Source organism: uncultured Streptococcus sp. (assembly GCF_963521255.1).
In the GTDB taxonomy this organism is placed as follows: Bacteria; Bacillota; Bacilli; order Lactobacillales; family Streptococcaceae; genus Streptococcus.
The window spans coordinates 224,981-244,422 of sequence record NZ_CAUQTU010000001.1 but is presented as its reverse complement, the minus strand read 5'-3'; the positions used below and the strand labels follow the sequence as shown (position 1 = coordinate 244,422).

Sequence of the window (19,442 nt, the reverse complement as noted above, 5' to 3'; positions counted from 1 at the left end):
GACCTATGTTTTTTAAATTATTAAGAGAAGCTCTTAAAGTCAAGCAGGTTCGATCAAAAATTTTATTTACAATTTTTATCGTTTTGGTCTTTCGTATCGGAACTAGCATTACAGTTCCTGGTGTGAATGCTAATAGCTTGAATGCTTTAAGTGGATTATCCTTCTTAAACATGTTGAGCTTGGTGTCAGGGAATGCCATGAAAAACTTTTCAGTTTTTGCTCTTGGTGTCAGTCCCTACATTACGGCCTCTATCGTTGTACAACTCTTGCAAATGGATATTTTACCCAAATTTGTAGAGTGGGGTAAACAAGGGGAAGTAGGTCGAAGAAAATTGAATCAAGCTACTCGTTATATTGCTCTTGTTTTAGCTTTTGTGCAATCTATCGGGATTACAGCTGGTTTTAATACTTTGGCTGGAGCTCAATTGTTGAAAACAGCTCTTACTCCACAAGTCTTTATCATGATTGGTATCATCTTAACAGCTGGTAGCATGATTGTTACTTGGTTGGGAGAGCAAATTACAGATAAGGGATACGGAAATGGTGTTTCTATGATTATCTTTGCCGGGATTGTTTCCTCAATCCCAGAGATGATTCAGGGCATCTATGTGGACTACTTTGTGAACGTCCCAAGTGACCGTATCAATTCATCTATTATTTTTGTAATCATTTTGATTATTACTGTATTGTTGATCATTTACTTTACAACTTATGTTCAACAAGCAGAATACAAAATTCCAATCCAATATACTAAGGTTGCACAAGGTGCTCCATCTAGCTCTTACCTTCCTTTGAAGGTCAACCCTGCTGGAGTTATCCCTGTTATCTTTGCAAGTTCGATTACTGCGGCGCCAGCAGCTATTCTACAGTTTTTAAGCGCTACAGGTCATGATTGGGCTTGGGTAAGAACAGCACAAGAAATGCTGGCAACAACTTCACCAACTGGTATCGCCATGTATGCTTTATTGATTATTCTCTTTACATTCTTCTATACGTTTGTACAGATTAATCCTGAAAAAGCGGCAGAGAACCTACAAAAGAGCGGTGCCTATATCCACGGAGTTCGTCCTGGTAAAGGTACAGAAGAATATATGTCTAAACTTCTTCGTCGTCTTGCAACTGTTGGCTCCCTCTTCCTTGGTGTGATTTCTATTTTACCGATTGTGGCAAAAGATGTTTTCGGACTTTCAGAAGCAGTTGCTTTTGGAGGAACAAGTCTTTTGATCATTATTTCTACAGGTATTGAAGGAATCAAACAATTGGAAGGATACCTATTGAAACGTAAGTATGTTGGTTTCATGGACAGAACAGAATAAAAGTATTTACTGAATTAGTAAATGCTGAGGGAGTGGAGGTTTAACTCTAACATTTGTGAGAGTTTGGTCTCCCCTCTTCTATTTTGTTTTTAAATAGGGGTGAAAAGACTTTTTGCTTCTATTTAAAAATAAAATAAGGAGATCAGATCATGAATCTTTTGATTATGGGCTTACCTGGTGCAGGTAAGGGAACTCAAGCAGCAAAAATCGTAGAACAATTCCATGTTGCACATATCTCAACTGGTGATATGTTCCGCGCTGCAATGGCAAATCAAACTGAAATGGGTGTTCTTGCTAAGTCATACATTGACAAGGGCGAATTGGTTCCTGACGAAGTTACAAATGGAATCGTAAAAGAACGTCTTTCACAGGATGATATTAAAGAAACAGGATTCTTGTTGGATGGTTACCCACGTACAATTGAACAAGCTCATGCTTTGGACAAAACATTGGCTGAACTTGGCATCGAACTAGAAGGTGTTATCAACATTGAAGTGAATCCAGATAGCCTCTTGGAACGTTTGAGTGGTCGTATCATCCACCGCGTAACTGGAGAAACTTTCCACAAGGTCTTTAACCCACCAGTTGACTATAAAGAAGAAGATTACTACCAACGTGAAGATGATAAGCCTGAGACAGTCAAACGTCGTTTGGATGTGAATATTGCTCAAGGGGAACCAATCATTGCTCACTACCGTGCCAAAGGTTTGGTTCATGACATCGAAGGTAATCAAGATATCAATGATGTCTTCTCAGATATCGAAAAAGTATTGACAAATTTGAAATAAAGCGCTTTTCACACTTGCAAAAATCAGCTACAAATGTTATACTGAGATAGTCTGACTTATAATTGTTGTCTCTGTGTCTAGAGGCATCGAATCGAAATTTATGGAGGTGCTTTTGCGTGGCAAAAGACGATGTGATTGAAGTTGAAGGCAAAGTAGTTGATACAATGCCGAATGCAATGTTTACGGTTGAACTTGAAAATGGACATCAGATTTTAGCAACAGTTTCTGGTAAAATTCGTAAAAACTATATTCGTATTTTAGCGGGAGATCGTGTTACTGTCGAAATGAGTCCATATGACTTGACACGTGGACGTATCACTTACCGCTTTAAATAATCGAAAAACTTGGAGGGATAAGAAATGAAAGTAAGACCATCGGTCAAACCAATTTGCGAATACTGTAAAGTTATTCGTCGTAATGGTCGTGTTATGGTAATTTGCCCAGCAAATCCAAAACACAAACAACGTCAAGGATAAGATAGAAAGGAGAAAACATGGCTCGTATTGCTGGAGTTGACATTCCAAATGACAAACGCGTAGTAATCTCATTGACTTATGTTTATGGTATCGGACTTGCAACATCTAAGAAAATTTTGGCTGCTGCTGGAATCTCAGAAGATGTTCGTGTACGTGATCTTACATCAGATCAAGAAGATGCTATCCGTCGTGAAGTGGATGCAATCAAAGTTGAAGGTGACCTTCGTCGTGAAGTAAACTTGAACATCAAACGTTTGATGGAAATCGGTTCATACCGTGGTATCCGTCACCGTCGTGGACTTCCTGTCCGTGGACAAAACACTAAAAACAACGCTCGCACTCGTAAAGGTAAAGCTGTTGCGATCGCTGGTAAGAAAAAATAATATAGGAGGTAAAAGTCTTGGCTAAACCAACACGTAAACGTCGTGTGAAAAAGAATATCGAATCTGGTATTGCTCATATTCACGCTACATTTAATAACACTATTGTTATGATTACTGATGTGCATGGTAATGCAATTGCTTGGTCATCAGCTGGTGCTCTTGGTTTCAAAGGTTCTCGTAAATCTACACCATTCGCTGCTCAAATGGCTTCTGAAGCTGCTGCTAAATCTGCACAAGAACACGGTCTTAAATCAGTTGAAGTTACTGTAAAAGGTCCAGGTTCTGGTCGTGAGTCAGCTATTCGTGCGCTTGCTGCCGCTGGTCTTGAAGTAACAGCAATTCGTGATGTGACTCCAGTGCCACACAATGGTGCTCGTCCTCCAAAACGTCGCCGTGTATAATCATCGCATTACACTGCTTTTCGTTTAAGAGGGAGTAACTAAATGATCGAGTTTGAAAAACCAAATATAACAAAAATTGATGAAAATAAAGATTATGGCAAGTTTGTAATCGAACCACTTGAACGTGGCTACGGTACAACTCTTGGTAACTCTCTTCGTCGTGTACTTCTAGCTTCTCTACCAGGAGCAGCTGTGACATCTATTAACATTGATGGTGTGTTACATGAGTTTGACACAGTTCCAGGTGTTCGTGAAGACGTGATGCAAATCATTCTGAACATTAAAGGAATTGCAGTGAAATCGTACGTTGAAGACGAAAAAATCATCGAACTGGATGTTGAAGGTCCTGCTGAAGTAACAGCTGGTGACATTTTGACAGATAGCGATATTGAAATTGTAAATCCAGATCATTATCTCTTTACAATCGGTGAAGGTTCTTCTCTAAAAGCGACTATGACTGTTAACAGTGGTCGTGGATATGTACCTGCAGATGAAAATAAAAAGGATAATGCACCAGTTGGGACACTTGCTGTAGATTCTATTTATACACCAGTTACCAAAGTCAACTATCAAGTTGAACCTGCTCGTGTAGGTAGCAATGATGGATTTGACAAATTAACCCTTGAAATCTTGACAAATGGAACAATTATTCCAGAAGATGCTTTAGGGCTTTCAGCACGTATTTTGACAGAACATCTTGATTTGTTTACAAATCTTACTGAGATTGCTAAGTCAACTGAAGTGATGAAAGAAGCTGACACTGAATCTGACGACCGTATTTTGGATCGTACGATTGAGGAACTGGACTTGTCTGTGCGTTCATATAACTGTTTGAAACGTGCCGGTATCAATACTGTGCATGATTTAACAGAAAAATCTGAAGCAGAGATGATGAAAGTACGAAATCTTGGACGCAAGAGTTTGGAAGAAGTGAAACTCAAACTCATTGATTTGGGTCTTGGATTAAAAGATAAATAAAGGAGGAATACATGGCTTACCGTAAACTAGGACGCACTAGCTCACAACGTAAAGCAATGCTTCGCGATTTGACAACTGACCTTTTGATCAACGAATCAATTGTGACAACTGAAGCTCGTGCTAAAGAAATCCGTAAAACTGTTGAAAAAATGATTACTCTAGGTAAACGTGGTGATTTACATGCACGTCGTCAAGCAGCTGCTTTCGTACGTAATGAAATCGCATCTGAAAACTATGATGAAGCAACTGATAAGTACACTTCTACTACAGCACTTCAAAAATTGTTCTCAGAAATTGCACCTCGTTATGCTGAACGTAACGGTGGATACACTCGTATCCTTAAAACTGAACCACGTCGTGGTGATGCAGCGCCAATGGCGATCATCGAATTAGTATAAAATCATCAATTTTGTTGAGTGTTATGATGATGGAGTCTTGTGCTCTTAGTCTAGCTCTGGTCTACCGCTAGGATTTCGGTCCTAGCGGGAACACTCATCATAAGTTGGGATAGTAGACGCTTGTTTACGAAATTGTTTTTTCCTAAGAACAACTTCGTAAGCAGGCGTTTTTGAGTATTTTAGTTAGAATTATGCTATACTATTTAAGAAGAAATCTGTTTAATGTTCAGGTTTCCTATTTTAAGAAGAATTGGAGTTTGCTTATGAAAGCGATTATAACTGTTGTTGGTAAAGATAAATCTGGAATTGTTGCAGGTGTTTCTGGTAAAATTGCAGAATTGGGTTTGAATATTGATGATATCTCTCAAACTGTATTGGATGAATATTTCACGATGATGGCTGTCGTCTCTAGTGATGAAAAACAAGATTTCACTTATCTTCGTAATGAATTTGAAGCTTTTGGGCAAACTTTGAATGTGAAAATTAATATTCAAAGTGCTGCGATTTTCGAAGCTATGTATAATATCTAGGAGGTGCACATGGATATTAGACAAGTTACTGAAACTATAGCTATGATTGAGGAGCAAAACTTCGATATCAGAACCATTACCATGGGGATTTCCCTTTTGGACTGTATCGATCCAGATATCAATAGTGCTGCGGAGAAAATTTATCAAAAGATTACGAGCAAGGCGGCTAATTTAGTGGCTGTTGGTGATGAAATTGCGGCTGAGTTGGGAATCCCTATCGTTAATAAGCGTGTATCGGTGACTCCTATTTCTCTGATTGGAGCAGCGACAGATGCGACAGACTATGTGGTTCTGGCAAAAGCGCTTGATAAGGCTGCGAAAGAGATTGGTGTGGACTTTATTGGTGGTTTCTCTGCCTTGGTACAAAAAGGTTATCAAAAGGGAGATGAGATTCTAATCAATTCTATTCCTCGTGCTTTGGCTGAAACGGACAAGGTCTGCTCGTCAGTCAATATCGGCTCAACCAAGTCTGGTATCAATATGACGGCTGTCGCAGATATGGGACGAGTTATCAAGGAAACGGCTAATCTATCAGATATGGGAGCGGCCAAGTTGGTTGTATTCGCTAATGCGGTTGAGGACAATCCATTTATGGCGGGTGCCTTCCATGGTGTTGGGGAGGCAGATGTTATCATCAATGTCGGAGTTTCTGGTCCTGGTGTGGTGAAACGTGCCTTGGAAAAAGTTCGTGGACAGAGCTTTGATGTAGTAGCCGAAACAGTTAAGAAAACTGGCTTTAAAATCACTCGTATCGGTCAATTGGTTGGTCAAATGGCCAGTGAGAGACTGGGTGTGGAGTTTGGTATTGTGGACTTGAGTTTGGCGCCAACTCCTGCGGTTGGAGATTCTGTTGCACGTGTCCTCGAGGAAATGGGGCTGGAGACAGTTGGTACGCATGGAACGACGGCTGCCTTGGCTCTCTTGAATGACCAAGTTAAAAAGGGTGGAGTGATGGCCTGCAACCAAGTGGGTGGTTTGTCTGGTGCCTTTATTCCTGTTTCTGAGGATGAGGGGATGATTGCTGCAGTGCAAAATGGCTCTCTTAATTTGGAAAAACTAGAAGCCATGACGGCTATCTGTTCAGTTGGTTTGGATATGATTGCCATACCAGAAGATACGCCTGCTGAAACCATTGCTGCCATGATTGCGGATGAAGCTGCAATTGGTGTCATTAACATGAAAACAACGGCTGTTCGTATCATTCCAAAAGGAAAAGAGGGAGATATGATTGAGTTTGGTGGCCTATTAGGAACTGCACCTGTTATGAAGGTCAATGGAGCTTCGTCTGTTGATTTCATTTCTCGTGGAGGACAAATTCCAGCACCAATTCATAGCTTTAAAAATTAAGAAAATAAGAGAAATTTTAAGTTCTATTTAAGGTTGGATGTGTATACTATAATCATTAAATAAAGACCTCCTAATATTATTTGAAACAGATAACACTGATTTAGTTTGAATTTGATTTTCATCTAATATCTTTATTTAATAGAACTCCTAAACTTTTTCATAATAATCTCCTGCAAAAGTCGCCTGTCTGGGTGGCTTTTGTTTTATCATCCATGATATAATAGAAGCAAACGGAGGACGGAAAATGGTAAAAGTACGATTGTATTTGGTACGTCATGGCAAGACTATGTTTAACACGATTGGTCGCGCGCAAGGTTGGAGCGATACTCCCTTAACAGCTGAAGGTGAGAGAGGGATTCAAGAATTAGGAATCGGTTTGCGAGAATCTGGTCTACAGTTTGAGCGCGCTTATTCGAGTGATTCAGGGCGTACCATTCAGACAATGGGAATTATCCTTGATGAACTTGGCTTGCAGGGGAAAATCCCTTATCGCATGGACAAGCGTGTCAGAGAATGGTGTTTTGGTAGCTTTGACGGGGCTTATGATGGTGATCTTTTCATGGGCATTATTCCTCGTATCTTTAATGTGGACCACGTTCACCAATTGTCTTATGCTGAACTGGCTGAGGGTTTGGTAGAGGTCGATACAGCTGGTTGGGCTGAAGGATGGGAAAAACTCAGTAGTCGAATCAAGGAAGGTTTTGAAGCGATTGCCAAAGAAATGGAAGAGCAAGGTGGGGGCAATGCCCTCGTTGTCAGCCACGGAATGACCATTGGAACCATTGTTTATCTGATTAATGGCATGCATCCGCATGGTCTCGATAATGGTAGCGTGACAATCCTTGAATATGAGGACGGCCAGTTTAGCGTTGAGGTTGTCGGCGACCGTAGTTACCGAGAACTAGGACATGAGAAGATGGAGGAAGCCTCTATTTAATCAGTCTAGACTTGCTTGCCATGAGCTAGGGATTTGATAGGAATATCAAGATAAGAAAAAACAGCCAAGGGTAATCCTTTCGGCTGTTTTTGATGGGGAAAACTAAAGTGTAATGCTATTGCTTTTAGAGATTTTCATAAACAAGAGCAAGGAACCTACTGTTAGAACAGTCAGGATAGTTGACAAGGCTGCGGCTACACCGTAATTCCCTCTGAGAACCTCTGTATAAATGGCTACAGTCATTGTTCTTGTTTTGACATTGTAGAGGAGGATAGAAGTAGAGAGTTCTGAAATCATTGTGACCCAAGATAGGATGGCTCCAGAAATAATACCAGATAGCATCATTGGAGTTGTAATCTTGGCAAAGGTATTGAGACGACTACTTCCTAAGCTTTCCGCGGCTTCTTCAATACTTGGTGCTATTTGTTGCAAACTAGCAACAGATGAGCGAATGGTATACGGTAATCTTCTGACAGATAGGGACATAATCAAGATGAAAGCTGTCCCTGTAATCATAAGGAATCCACTTCCAAATAGACCAGTATTGAAGGAAGAAATGAAGGCAATCCCTAGAACGGTTCCTGGTACAATATAAGGTACCATACTGAGGCTGTCAATTAAGTTTGTAAACAAATTCCGTTTTCTAACGGCTAGGTAGGAGATAAATGTTGCGAATAGGACAACTAGAACTAAGGCAATCAAAGGGATACGAATGGTATTGAAAATAGCAGATCCCATACGATTGAAAGCTACCTTGTAACTGTTTAGAGAATAGCCTTTGACAAATACCATACCTGATGTTTTTAGGAAAGAAGTATAAATCAAGTAGACTTGAGGTAGAACAGAGAACAAGATAATTCCGTAGACTGTTGCATAAATGGCAGCCATTTTTCCTTTTGTAGTTTTTTTAGGCTCAATTGGATGGAGCGAATTCATGCTGAAACTGTAGCGGTTTGAAATGTATTTTTGGATAAGGAAAATCGCCAAGGCAATGATAATCGCCATAACTGCTAAAGCAGATGCAAAAGCAGAATTTCCTCCAACCTCGCTAATAAATTGGGTATAAATCAGGACAGGGAAAGTCCGATATCCTTCACCAATTAACATAGGTGTTCCAAAGTCTGAGAATGCTCTCATAAATACAAGCAGGGCAGCAGCTAGTAAGGTTGGAACTAGAAGAGGTAAAACAACCGTTACGATACGCTTAAATCCGAAGGACCCCATGCTTTCAGCAGCTTCAAGTAGAGAATTGTCAATACTTTTCATTGTCCCAGCAACGTATAGAAATACTAGTGGGAATAATTGTAGTGTAAAGACAAGTACAATTCCTTTAAATCCATAAATATCGATAGCTGGAAGATGAAGGGTATTTGTCAGGAATTTAGTAATGACCCCATTTCGTCCCAGCAAGAGAATCCAGGAGTAGGCTCCCACGAAAGGAGCTGACATGGAAGCAATGATAATCAATATTTGTAGAAATTTCTTTCCCTTGAAATCATACATGGAAAAGAGGTAAGCTAATAGGGTTCCTACAACTAAGGAAGTGACAGTAGCGGTAATGGAAACCTTGAAACTATTGACGAGTGTCTCAGAGTAGTAGGCTTTACTAACGAAAGTGACAAAATTAGCTAGTGAGAATTGACCTTCATGTATGAGTGCTTGCTTGAGCACGGTAACGATAGGATAAACGAGAAAGACAAGATAGATAAGAAAGATGAAGAAAGAGGAGACTGTCCAAATATTTAGTTTTTTACGTTCCATGGTTGACTCCTTTTATCAGGTTTTGGGAACCATCCGCAGAAAAGACGTTTAATTTTTTAGTATTGATTCGTAGACGAATACGATCGCCTTTTTGTAGATCTTCTTCAAAAGTTGATTCTTCGCTAACTTGAATTTTTGAGGCAAAGCCTGTCTCGATGAAGTATTCAGTATTCAGTCCAAGATAGACGCTATCGCTAATAGTTCCTTCAATATCTCCAGATTCATCTTTAATGAATTCTTCAGGACGAATGCTTACATGAATAGTTTGCTCCTCAGCTTGATCAAGAGCTGGCATTCGAAGGGCATAGCCATCTGAAAAGACGATATAAGCGCCGTCGCTTCGTTTTTCAAGATTGGCAGGAATAATATTTGTGCGTCCGATAAAGGTTGCCACAAACTCATTAGCTGGTTTATGATAGAGTTCTTTTGGTCGGCCGATTTGTTGGATCACCCCATCTTTCATAACAGCAATTTGGTCTGAAATCGCCATGGCTTCTTCTTGGTCGTGGGTCACATAGACGGTTGTAATTCCCACTTCGTGTTGGATTTCTCGAATGGCTTGACGCATATCCAAGCGAAGTTTGGCATCCAGATTACTAAGTGGCTCGTCCATGAGGAGAACACTTGGATTAACCGCTAAGGCACGTGCCAAGGCGACACGTTGTTGTTGTCCACCACTGAGTTTATCAGGTTTTCGATCTGCGTATTGAGCAATTTGCATAAGTTCAAGATACTTATTGGTTTGTTGAATCAATTCTTCTTTTGGAACCTTCTTTTGCTTAAGACCAAAAGCAACATTATCTCGGACAGTCAAATGTGGGAAAATAGCGTAGTTTTGGAAAACCATCCCGATATTGCGTTTGCTGGGTTCCATATTATTAATTTTTGTATCATCGAAGTAAAATTCTCCGCCTTCGATACTGTTGAAACCTGCAATCATACGAAGAAGAGTCGTTTTCCCACACCCTGAAGGACCAAGGATGGTAAAGAGACTTCCTTTGGGAACTGTAATATTTAAATTATCAATAACAGGAACATCGTGGTAGATTTTTTTGGCGTTAATAATTTTGATCTCACTCATAGTGAACCTCTTTTACTGTTTAGATTGGATATCTGTAAAAATGTCATTGTACTTTTTAAGAATAGTGGATTTATTTTTAATGACATAATCTGAATCTTCGGTGGCAATCTTGATTTCTGTCATAGCCTTCATATTTTTATTGGTTTTAGCATTTTTACGAATGGGTCTGATTGTAGTTTCAGTTCCTAGCTTATCTTGGATTTCTTGAGAAAGGATGAAATCGATAAATTTCTTAGCGTTTTCCATGTGTTTGGCATTTTTGACGATAGCCGCGTTACCAGGTAAAAAGACGGTACCTTCTTTTGGATAAATAACTTTTACATCAACTCCGTCGTTTAAGAGTTTTAAGGCAGGATCTTCATAGGTGAGTCCTACAGCCATTTCTCCATCGGCGACAGCTTTGTAAACATTTGAAGAGCTAGATGCAATTTTTCCATCTACTAGGGTAAATAGATTTTTCACATAGGTCCAAGCTTGTTCATTTTCGTATCCACCTTGGTCTACAAGCATGTTTGTTAGTTGTGCAAAGGCACTAGAAGCATTACTTGGATCAGCAGTAGCAATTTTTCCTTTTAATTTAGGATTGAGTAGATCATTGTAGCCTTCAATTTTAATATCTTTTGTAAGAGCTGAATTGGCAATGATAACACTGACATCCAGTGTATAAGGTGTGTAGAATCCTGTTTTATTTTGATATTCAGGGATTATCTGGTCGTTCTCTTGAGAAATATAAGGTTCAAAAAGTTTTTCGTTAGAAGAGAAGAGGGCGTAGGAGCCTCCGAAAATGACATCGGCTACTGGGGATTCTTTTTCGGCCTCAGCTTTTTTGAACAATTCACCCGTACTGGCTTGTACTAAATCAACCTTAATACCATATTTTTCTTCGAAGGCAGGGATTGTCTCTTCGATAAGGTCTTCAGGGTTAGGCGAGTAGATAACCAAAGCATTATCCGAATCTGTCTCAGTGTTAGTTTCCGAATCTGTTGTTGAAGAACATCCAGATAAAGTAAGAAATATCCATCCACAAGAGAGAAAGAATAGTAGTTTTTTCATAAGAATCTCCTTTTTTTACGAACGTTTTCACTCTACAATTTGCTTAATATTTATAATTTGCAGAGTTCTATAGGATATAATAAAAACCTTAAAGAAATCTAAAACGGGGAATATGAGTCAAAGGCGCCAGGGGAAAAAGATGGAAGAGACAAATAATCGATATAAGTTAATTTCAAGTGCTAGCTAATTTTTTATACTGCTAAATAAGTTGGATTTGCTATTCGAACTTTTTTACCATCCAAGACCAAAAGAACATTTCTCGTCTTTCAAATTCCCTCAAAAATGGTATAATAGTAACATCACAAAATTGGAGAGAGACCATGAGTTTTTACAATCATAAAGAAATTGAGCCTAAGTGGCAGGGCTACTGGGCAGAACATCATACATTTAAGACAGGAACAGATGCATCAAAACCGAAGTTTTATGCTCTTGATATGTTCCCTTATCCGTCTGGAGCGGGTCTGCACGTAGGACACCCAGAAGGTTACACAGCAACCGATATCCTCAGCCGTTACAAACGTGCGCAAGGCTACAATGTCCTTCACCCAATGGGTTGGGATGCTTTTGGTTTGCCTGCAGAGCAATACGCTATGGATACTGGTAATGACCCAGCAGAATTTACAGCAGAAAATATTGCCAACTTCAAACGCCAAATCAATGCGCTTGGATTTTCTTATGACTGGGATCGTGAAGTCAATACAACAGATCCAAACTACTACAAGTGGACTCAATGGATTTTCACCAAGCTTTACGAAAAAGGCTTGGCCTATGAAGCTGAAGTACCAGTAAACTGGGTTGAGGAATTGGGAACTGCCATTGCCAATGAAGAAGTGCTTCCTGACGGAACTTCTGAGCGTGGAGGCTATCCAGTTGTCCGCAAACCAATGCGCCAATGGATGCTCAAAATCACGGCTTACGCAGAGCGCTTGCTCAATGACTTAGATGAACTTGATTGGCCAGAGTCTATCAAGGACATGCAACGCAACTGGATTGGGAAATCCACTGGTGCTAATGTAACTTTTAAAGTAAAAGGAACAGACAAGGAATTTACAGTCTTTACTACTCGTCCTGATACTCTTTTCGGTGCGACTTTCACTGTCTTGGCTCCTGAACATGAATTAGTAGACGCTATCACAAGTTCAGAGCAAGCAGAAGCTGTAGCAGACTATAAACACCAAGCTAGCCTTAAGTCTGACTTGGCTCGTACAGATCTTGCCAAAGAAAAAACAGGGGTTTGGACTGGTGCTTATGCCATCAACCCTGTCAATGGTAAGGAAATTCCAATCTGGATTGCCGACTATGTTCTTGCTAGTTATGGAACAGGTGCGGTAATGGCTGTTCCTGCCCACGACCAACGTGACTGGGAATTTGCTAAACAATTTGACCTTCCAATCGTCGAAGTACTTGAAGGTGGAAATGTTGAAGAAGCTGCCTACACAGAAGATGGCCTTCATGTTAATTCAGATTTCCTAGATGGACTCAACAAAGAAGATGCTATTGCCAAGATTGTGGCTTGGTTGGAAGAAAAAAGCTGTGGTAAAGAGAAGGTTACCTACCGTCTCCGCGACTGGCTATTTAGCCGTCAACGTTACTGGGGAGAGCCAATTCCTATCATTCATTGGGAAGATGGAACTTCAACAGCTGTTCCTGAAAGTGAATTGCCACTTGTCTTGCCAGTAACCAAGGACATCCGCCCTTCAGGTACAGGGGAAAGTCCACTAGCTAACTTGACAGATTGGCTTGAAGTGACTCGTGAAGATGGTGTTAAAGGTCGTCGTGAAACCAATACCATGCCACAATGGGCAGGTTCAAGCTGGTACTACCTCCGCTATATTGACCCACACAATACTGAGAAATTGGCCGATGAGGATCTTCTCAAACAATGGTTGCCAGTAGATATCTACGTGGGTGGGGCAGAGCATGCTGTTCTTCACTTGCTCTACGCTCGTTTCTGGCACAAATTCCTCTATGACCTCGGTGTTGTTCCGACGAAAGAACCATTCCAAAAACTCTTTAACCAAGGAATGATTTTGGGAACAAGCTATCGTGACCACCGTGGAGCTCTTGTGGCAACTGATAAGGTTGAAAAACGTGACGGTTCCTTCTTCCATATGGAAACAGGGGAAGAGTTGGAGCAAGCGCCAGCCAAGATGTCTAAATCGCTCAAGAACGTTGTTAATCCAGACGACGTGGTGGAGCAATATGGTGCCGATACCCTTCGTGTTTATGAAATGTTTATGGGACCACTTGATGCTTCGATTGCTTGGTCAGAAGAAGGTCTGGAAGGAAGCCGTAAGTTCCTTGACCGTGTTTACCGTTTGATTACAAGCAAGGAAATTGTTGCAGAAAACAATGGCTCTCTCGACAAGGTTTATAATGAAACGGTTAAAGCTGTTACTGAGCAAATCGAATCCCTCAAATTCAACACTGCCATTGCCCAACTTATGGTCTTTGTCAACGCTGCCAACAAGGAAGACAAACTTTATGTAGACTACGCCAAAGGCTTTATCCAAATGATCGCCCCATTTGCACCTCACTTGGCAGAAGAACTTTGGCAAACTCTTGCAGCAACAGGAGAATCTATCTCTTATGTAGCTTGGCCAACATGGGACGAAAGTAAATTGGTTGAAGACGAAATCGAAATCGTCGTTCAAATCAAAGGAAAAGTTCGTGCCAAACTCATGGTTGCTAAAGACCTATCACGCGAAGAATTGCAAGAAATTGCTCTAGCGGATGAAAAAGTCAAAGCAGAAATTGACGGTAAGGAAATTGTGAAAGTGATTAGTGTACCTAACAAACTCGTTAATATCGTCGTTAAATAACGAGTTTATTAGCTCTATCTGCCACCTTCAATAGTCCCCTGGACTATTGAAGCCAACTAAATTGGTTAATATTGTTGTGAAATAAGATAGGAATCCTTCAGAGTAGAATCTGGGGGATTTTTTGAATGAAAAATATAATTCTGTTTCCATCATCTCACCACTTAACATCTCATTTCAACCACTTATCTCAAAAGTCGATTTTTCTTTCATTCTTTTTGTTAAACTGGTGAGGTAAAGAGGAGGGGAAAATATGATTTTACAAGCTAAATATTTGACTAAACGGTACGGCGATTATATGGCTGTTGACGATATTCAGTTAGAGTTTGAAAAAGGGAGTTTTAATGCTATTTTGGGTCCCAATGGTGCAGGGAAATCAACCACTATTTCCATGTTAATCGGTTTGAAAAAGCCGACACAAGGTCAGATTCGATATGCACCAAATACGAAAATCGGAGTTGTTTTTCAAGCTAGTGTACTGGATGAGATGTTGACGGTTAGGGAAAATCTTACGATTCGTGCTCAACAGTATAAGGAGATTGCAGCAAGTCGTGTGGATGATTTGATCCATCAACTGGGTTTGACTGCTTTCCAAAAGCAACTATATGGGACTTTGTCAGGTGGGCAAAAACGTAGGGTTGATATTGCGCGTGCTCTTCTTTCACAGCCAGATATTCTTTTCTTAGATGAACCAACGACAGGTCTAGATATTCAGACTCGCAAAGCCATTTGGGATTTACTGTCTCGACTACAAAAGGATGAAGGGATGACTATTATCTTAACGACTCATTATCTGGATGAAGCGGATGAAGCGGATCAGATTTATATCGTTGATCATGGGAAAGTGATTGCGCAAGGTTCTGCGACGGCTATTAAAAGTCAGTATGCTTCTAATATTCTAAAAATTCGTTTTAAAGAAATGAAGGATTTAGAAAAGTTGTTACAGACTGGAATGACAGTTAAGGAAGAAAATGAGTTGGAATATCTTTTTTATCCAAGGACATCACTGGAAGCTATTGAATATTTGGCAAAAGTACGAGAAGAAATTGATTCTTTTGAGTTTCGTCCAGGTACCATGGATGATGCTTTTATTGCACTTACAGGAAGAGAGGTTCGCTAATGTTAGCTTTATTGAAACGGAATTTTATCTTATATTTTCGTAATCGTTCAGGAGTATTTTTCTCATTATTGGGGGCATTGATTTCCTTCCTCCTTTATATCATTTTTTTGCAGAAGAACTTGACGGATGCTTGGTCCCAACTCCCTGATAATACGAACCTTTTAAATAACTGGCTGATGGGTGGGACCTTGGCTGTGACTGGGATTACAACCAGTTTTACGGCTCTTACACAAATGGTACAGGATCGTGAAAATCAAGTGGATCAAGATCTCTTCTTGACAGATTTAGGTAGCTGGGGGTTACAGGTGTCCTATCTAATCAGTAGTATTGTCATCTCTTTTGTCATGCAGGTGTTTATGTTTGCTGTTATGGGGCTTTATTTTAAAGAAAGTCCAGTTATCAGTCATTTACCGGAAATTGCTTTGATTATGTTGCTAAGTAGTCTGCTTTCAAGTTTGATAAATATTCTCTTGATTTATCGTTTTCAATCTGTAGATAGTCTTGGCAAACTGGCAACTATAGTGGGAACTGCTTCTGGATTTTTAGTAGGAACTTATGTCCCTATTGGAGTTTTACCTGATTTTGCACAGATTATCATGAAGTGTACCCCTGCAACTTATATTGCTTCTCTTTATCGACAAATTTTAATGAAAGAACCATTAGAGACCGAATTTACAGGAAATAGCAGATTGTTAAAGGAATTTCAAGAAAAAATGGGAATCCAAATCAACTGGCAAGAACTATTGACAAAGGAAGAGACATACTTTATAGTGGTTATTATCAGTCTCGTCGCTATTCTTCTTTGGCTTTTATTTGTTAAAGTATTTAGCAGGAGAAAATAAAGGTATATTGGAGAGAAAATGAAGATTCGTTTTGAAATGAAGGCAGAGTTTTCAGAAAAGGACCCACATATTGTAATTCAGGCAGCTCAGTTAACCGACCAAGCAAGGGAAGTCATGGAGTATTTAGAACAATTTTCAACTACCAATCAGGTGGTCATTCCTATTCGAACGGATGATCATCTGGTTATGGTGAAAATTGAGGATCTTATTCTAGCAGATATCGATAAGAACTTGTTGACCATTTATACGGTAGACGGGATTTATAAAACTAAGGAAACATTGACAAACTTTCAGAATCGGATTAATCGGCGTAACTTTATACAGATATCACGCCATTCAATTATAAACATTGACCACTTAGAATCGTTATCAGATAGTTTTTCAGGGAACATGATGGCTAAAATGACTCGGGGTATCAAGTCTAGTGTGAGTAGGAAATACGTCAAGTCCTTAATGAATTATCTAGGTTTATAGGAGAAAATCATGAAACGATTAATTGATTATTTTGTATCGGGAATGCGTACGGCTTCCTTCTTTTATTTGAGTATGATGTTATTAGCTCAGTGTTATTCAGGTATTACCTATCCTGAACCAATGACAAAAAATATTCTAGCTCTGTTTTTAATGGGTGGAATTATGGGGGTATTGACTTTAATACTTGAAAAGCTAGAGTTTCTTGCTTTTAGTATACGTGTAGGAGTTCATTTATTAGTGACAGCTACTATTTTAGTATTGACCTCTCTATTTTTTGGTTGGGGTTCAGCCTTGTGGAGTCCCTTGCTTTGGTTCTTTTTCTTGTTAATTTATGGATTGATATGGTTGTATCAAATCTGGCAAACTCACAAACTCACCCAACGAATTAATCAAGCCTTAGAGGATAAAAGACAGAAAACGGGTCACTAATATAGTGTTGAGGATGAAGCTTGAAGACAGTGCCAGTTTCCAAAGAGAACAATTTGTGATATAGTATTTTCAGCGTAAAAACAAGGAGAAGAAAAATGCCAGTAAACGAATATGGTCAGATGATTGGTGAGTCAATGGAAGGTTATATACCAGGTGAACTACCTGCTATTGATTTCTTAGAAGGACGTTATGCTAGGATAGAGGCTCTTTCAGTGGAAAAGCATGCGGAGGATTTATTAGCTGTTTATGGCCCTGATACGCCTCGGGAGATGTGGACCTACCTCTTTCAGGAGTCAGTAGCAGACATGGAGGAACTGGTCAGCCTTTTAAATCAGATGTTGGCTCGTAAGGACCGTTTTTATTATGCAATCATAGATAAGGCAACTGGTAAGGCTTTGGGAACTTTTTCCCTCATGCGTATTGACCAGAATAACCGAGTAATAGAAGTGGGAGCTGTCACTTTTTCTCCAGAGCTCAGGGGGACACGGATAGGGACAGAAGCCCAGTATCTCTTGGCTTGCTATGTCTTTGAGGAGCTTAACTATCGTCGCTATGAGTGGAAATGCGATGCTCTTAATCTGCCATCCAGACGAGCAGCAGAACGTTTGGGTTTTGTCTATGAAGGGAGCTTTCGTCAGGCAGTGGTTTATAAGGGGCGTACGAGAGATACGGATTGGTTGTCTATGATTGATAAGGACTGGCCCCAAGTCAAATCTCGTTTGGAAACATGGTTGCGTCCTGAAAATTTTGACCAAAATGGACGACAGTACAAGAGCTTGAGAGAGTTTTAAGAGGTGTTGGCATGATCACTATTAGAAAGCAAGAAATCGTCAAACTAGAGGACGTTTTGCATCTCTATCAGGCTGTCGGTTGGACAAATTATACCCATCAACCTCAGATGCTGGAGCAGGCCTTATCTCATTCATTAGTGATTTATGTGGCGCTTGATGGTGATGCTGTGGTGGGCTTGATTCGTTTGGTTGGAGATGGATTCTCATCAGTATTGGTTCAGGATTTAATTGTTTTACCAATCTATCAGCGTCAAGGGATTGGTAGCGCCTTGATGAAAGAGGCTTTAGAGGATTACAAAGATGCCTATCAAGTCCAGCTGGTGACAGACCAGACAGAAAGAACCTTGGGATTCTATCGTTCTATGGGCTTTGAAATCTTATCCACCTATAATTGTATAGGAATGACTTGGATGAATCGAGAAAAATAATAAAATTTGTTTTTTCTTAAGCAAAGTTTAAGGCTGGTCTAGTATTATACAACTATTAAATAAAGACCTCCTAACTTTATTTAATGAAATCCTAAAACTTTTTTTCATCATAATCTCCTAATGAAGTCACCCAATCAGGTGGCTTTTTTGTGGGGTGAGGTGATGGTGATAGAATTTTTTTGTAATACTCTTTGAAAATCAAATTCAAACCACGTCAACGTCACCTTGCCGTACTCAAGTACAGCCTGCGGCTAGTTCCCTAGTTTGCTCTTTGATTTTCATTGAGTATAAAATAGTAAAATATGAGAAAAGTTAAGCTAGTTTTAAGCTTCGTCTTGTATTATATAGTCATTAAATAAAGACCTCCTAACTTTATTTAATAAAATCCTAAACTTTTCTTTTTCATAATAATCTCCCTTAACTCCACCCAATCAGGTGGAGTTTTTTGGCTCTATTTCAGGCTTTTTGGGACTATTCTAAAAATCATTTTTCGATATTTTTCGATATTTTTCGGATTTTGGTCGGGGAATTGGCGGGGACTTTTTTAGCGAATATGATTAAGAAATAGATCTGTTGTAGCTTCATCTACTTCAACCTCACTTTGAATGTAAGTGACTGTTAATTGAAGGAATGGAACTATTGTAATGACGATTTTACTTGTCCAGTAGTGGCGTATTAAATGAGGAGTGACATGTAAGCTTGTCTCTTCGTTTACGAAATCAAAATTTTTATGAAATTGATAGAATCCCTAACTTTCTCTTAATCTTGACCGTTTTGTTGTACAGCGGTTAAAGATTGAAAAGCCGAGAATATAAACCTTTGACAAATTTTGTGAACTATGGGATAATAAAAGGGAATTAAGTATTGTGTCTATATCATAGGCTAGAAAAGACCCCAAGCTCACGACCAAATAAGCTTGGGGTCTTTTTGACACTATTTGTCCTTGTTTAGCCATTTATCGACTAAGCGAAGAACGACACCGACCACAATTGGTCCGATGATAGTTTTAAGTATTGTATCCATCATGGGCTATCTCACCCCCTTTCGCAGGCGGTGTAGCAGTGCCGTAGAATATTATACCACATAAGTG

Annotated in this window: 22 protein-coding genes; 18 read left to right on the top strand and 4 right to left on the bottom strand. The window is 39.7% G+C overall.

Annotation, left to right across the window (positions count from 1 at the left end):
- The first annotated feature begins 5 nt into the window (after window positions 1–5).
- From secY to RWP09_RS01080, 11 genes are all read left to right on the top strand, one after another.
- The gene (secY, locus tag RWP09_RS01130; RefSeq protein WP_061088480.1) at window positions 6–1,316 is read left to right on the top strand and encodes a preprotein translocase subunit SecY; all 1,311 of its coding nucleotides are present in this window, start codon (window positions 6–8) and stop codon (window positions 1,314–1,316) included.
- Between the two features lie 149 nt (window positions 1,317–1,465).
- The gene (locus RWP09_RS01125; RefSeq protein ID WP_001050436.1) at window positions 1,466–2,104 is read left to right on the top strand and encodes an adenylate kinase; all 639 of its coding nucleotides are present in this window, start codon (window positions 1,466–1,468) and stop codon (window positions 2,102–2,104) included.
- Between the two features lie 116 nt (window positions 2,105–2,220).
- Complete coding sequence (infA, locus tag RWP09_RS01120) at window positions 2,221–2,439, top strand: translation initiation factor IF-1 (RefSeq protein ID WP_001029883.1); 219 nt, start codon at window positions 2,221–2,223, stop codon at window positions 2,437–2,439.
- Between the two features lie 24 nt (window positions 2,440–2,463).
- Window positions 2,464–2,580, top strand: coding sequence for a 50S ribosomal protein L36 (gene rpmJ / locus RWP09_RS01115; protein WP_001808836.1), 117 nt, complete (start codon window positions 2,464–2,466; stop codon window positions 2,578–2,580).
- Between the two features lie 17 nt (window positions 2,581–2,597).
- Window positions 2,598–2,963, top strand: a complete 366-nt coding sequence (gene rpsM, locus RWP09_RS01110) for a 30S ribosomal protein S13 (RefSeq protein WP_000090781.1) — start codon at window positions 2,598–2,600, stop codon at window positions 2,961–2,963.
- A gap of 17 nt (window positions 2,964–2,980) precedes the next feature.
- Window positions 2,981–3,364, top strand: a complete 384-nt coding sequence (gene rpsK / locus RWP09_RS01105) for a 30S ribosomal protein S11 (RefSeq protein ID WP_001118385.1) — start codon at window positions 2,981–2,983, stop codon at window positions 3,362–3,364.
- Window positions 3,365–3,406: 42 nt separating this feature from the next.
- Window positions 3,407–4,342: a DNA-directed RNA polymerase subunit alpha gene (locus tag RWP09_RS01100; RefSeq protein ID WP_000568988.1), complete on the top strand. Its 936-nt coding sequence runs from the start codon at window positions 3,407–3,409 to the stop codon at window positions 4,340–4,342.
- 11 nt (window positions 4,343–4,353) lie between these two features.
- The gene (rplQ, locus tag RWP09_RS01095) at window positions 4,354–4,740 is read left to right on the top strand and encodes a 50S ribosomal protein L17 (protein ID WP_000331493.1); all 387 of its coding nucleotides are present in this window, start codon (window positions 4,354–4,356) and stop codon (window positions 4,738–4,740) included.
- Window positions 4,741–5,003: 263 nt separating this feature from the next.
- Complete coding sequence (locus RWP09_RS01090) at window positions 5,004–5,270, top strand: ACT domain-containing protein (protein WP_000644124.1); 267 nt, start codon at window positions 5,004–5,006, stop codon at window positions 5,268–5,270.
- Window positions 5,271–5,279: 9 nt separating this feature from the next.
- A complete protein-coding gene (locus RWP09_RS01085; protein WP_314432942.1) occupies window positions 5,280–6,617 on the top strand; it encodes a PFL family protein in 1,338 nt (445 codons plus the stop codon).
- A gap of 244 nt (window positions 6,618–6,861) precedes the next feature.
- On the top strand, window positions 6,862–7,554 hold the full coding sequence (locus RWP09_RS01080) for a histidine phosphatase family protein (RefSeq protein WP_314432940.1): 693 nt from the start codon (window positions 6,862–6,864) through the stop codon (window positions 7,552–7,554).
- Window positions 7,555–7,656: 102 nt separating this feature from the next.
- On the opposite strand, the gene RWP09_RS01075 is transcribed toward RWP09_RS01080, so the two are convergent.
- Genes RWP09_RS01075 through RWP09_RS01065 form a run of 3 tightly spaced genes read right to left on the bottom strand, consistent with a single transcriptional unit; the run spans window position 7,657 to window position 11,449 of the window.
- The gene (locus RWP09_RS01075) at window positions 7,657–9,315 is read right to left on the bottom strand and encodes an iron ABC transporter permease (protein ID WP_314432938.1); all 1,659 of its coding nucleotides are present in this window, start codon (window positions 9,313–9,315) and stop codon (window positions 7,657–7,659) included.
- Window positions 9,305–10,396, bottom strand: coding sequence for an ABC transporter ATP-binding protein (locus RWP09_RS01070; RefSeq protein ID WP_314432936.1), 1,092 nt, complete (start codon window positions 10,394–10,396; stop codon window positions 9,305–9,307). Before RWP09_RS01070 ends, RWP09_RS01075 begins: the two co-directional genes overlap by 11 nt.
- A gap of 12 nt (window positions 10,397–10,408) precedes the next feature.
- The gene (locus RWP09_RS01065) at window positions 10,409–11,449 is read right to left on the bottom strand and encodes an ABC transporter substrate-binding protein (RefSeq protein WP_042901711.1); all 1,041 of its coding nucleotides are present in this window, start codon (window positions 11,447–11,449) and stop codon (window positions 10,409–10,411) included.
- A gap of 320 nt (window positions 11,450–11,769) precedes the next feature.
- Here RWP09_RS01065 and leuS point away from each other — a divergent pair, with 320 nt between their 5' ends.
- From leuS to RWP09_RS01030, 7 genes are all read left to right on the top strand, one after another.
- Complete coding sequence (gene leuS / locus RWP09_RS01060) at window positions 11,770–14,271, top strand: leucine--tRNA ligase (RefSeq protein ID WP_261076471.1); 2,502 nt, start codon at window positions 11,770–11,772, stop codon at window positions 14,269–14,271.
- 250 nt (window positions 14,272–14,521) lie between these two features.
- Complete coding sequence (locus RWP09_RS01055) at window positions 14,522–15,388, top strand: ABC transporter ATP-binding protein (protein WP_314432932.1); 867 nt, start codon at window positions 14,522–14,524, stop codon at window positions 15,386–15,388.
- The gene (locus RWP09_RS01050) at window positions 15,388–16,230 is read left to right on the top strand and encodes an ABC transporter permease (protein WP_314432930.1); all 843 of its coding nucleotides are present in this window, start codon (window positions 15,388–15,390) and stop codon (window positions 16,228–16,230) included. The genes RWP09_RS01055 and RWP09_RS01050 overlap by 1 nt, the downstream gene beginning before the upstream one ends.
- Before the next feature lie 18 nt (window positions 16,231–16,248).
- Window positions 16,249–16,704 (top strand): LytTR family DNA-binding domain-containing protein, encoded by a 456-nt coding sequence (locus tag RWP09_RS01045; RefSeq protein WP_000701930.1) that lies wholly within the window; start codon window positions 16,249–16,251, stop codon window positions 16,702–16,704.
- A 9-nt stretch (window positions 16,705–16,713) separates the two neighbouring features.
- Window positions 16,714–17,133 (top strand): DUF3021 domain-containing protein, encoded by a 420-nt coding sequence (locus tag RWP09_RS01040; RefSeq protein ID WP_314432928.1) that lies wholly within the window; start codon window positions 16,714–16,716, stop codon window positions 17,131–17,133.
- 95 nt (window positions 17,134–17,228) lie between these two features.
- The gene (locus RWP09_RS01035; RefSeq protein WP_314432926.1) at window positions 17,229–17,924 is read left to right on the top strand and encodes a GNAT family protein; all 696 of its coding nucleotides are present in this window, start codon (window positions 17,229–17,231) and stop codon (window positions 17,922–17,924) included.
- 11 nt (window positions 17,925–17,935) lie between these two features.
- Window positions 17,936–18,352 (top strand): GNAT family N-acetyltransferase, encoded by a 417-nt coding sequence (locus RWP09_RS01030; RefSeq protein ID WP_314432924.1) that lies wholly within the window; start codon window positions 17,936–17,938, stop codon window positions 18,350–18,352.
- 933 nt (window positions 18,353–19,285) lie between these two features.
- On the opposite strand, the gene RWP09_RS01025 is transcribed toward RWP09_RS01030, so the two are convergent.
- Window positions 19,286–19,378, bottom strand: coding sequence for a type I toxin-antitoxin system Fst family toxin (locus tag RWP09_RS01025; RefSeq protein ID WP_000969509.1), 93 nt, complete (start codon window positions 19,376–19,378; stop codon window positions 19,286–19,288).
- Window positions 19,379–19,442 lie beyond the last annotated feature (64 nt).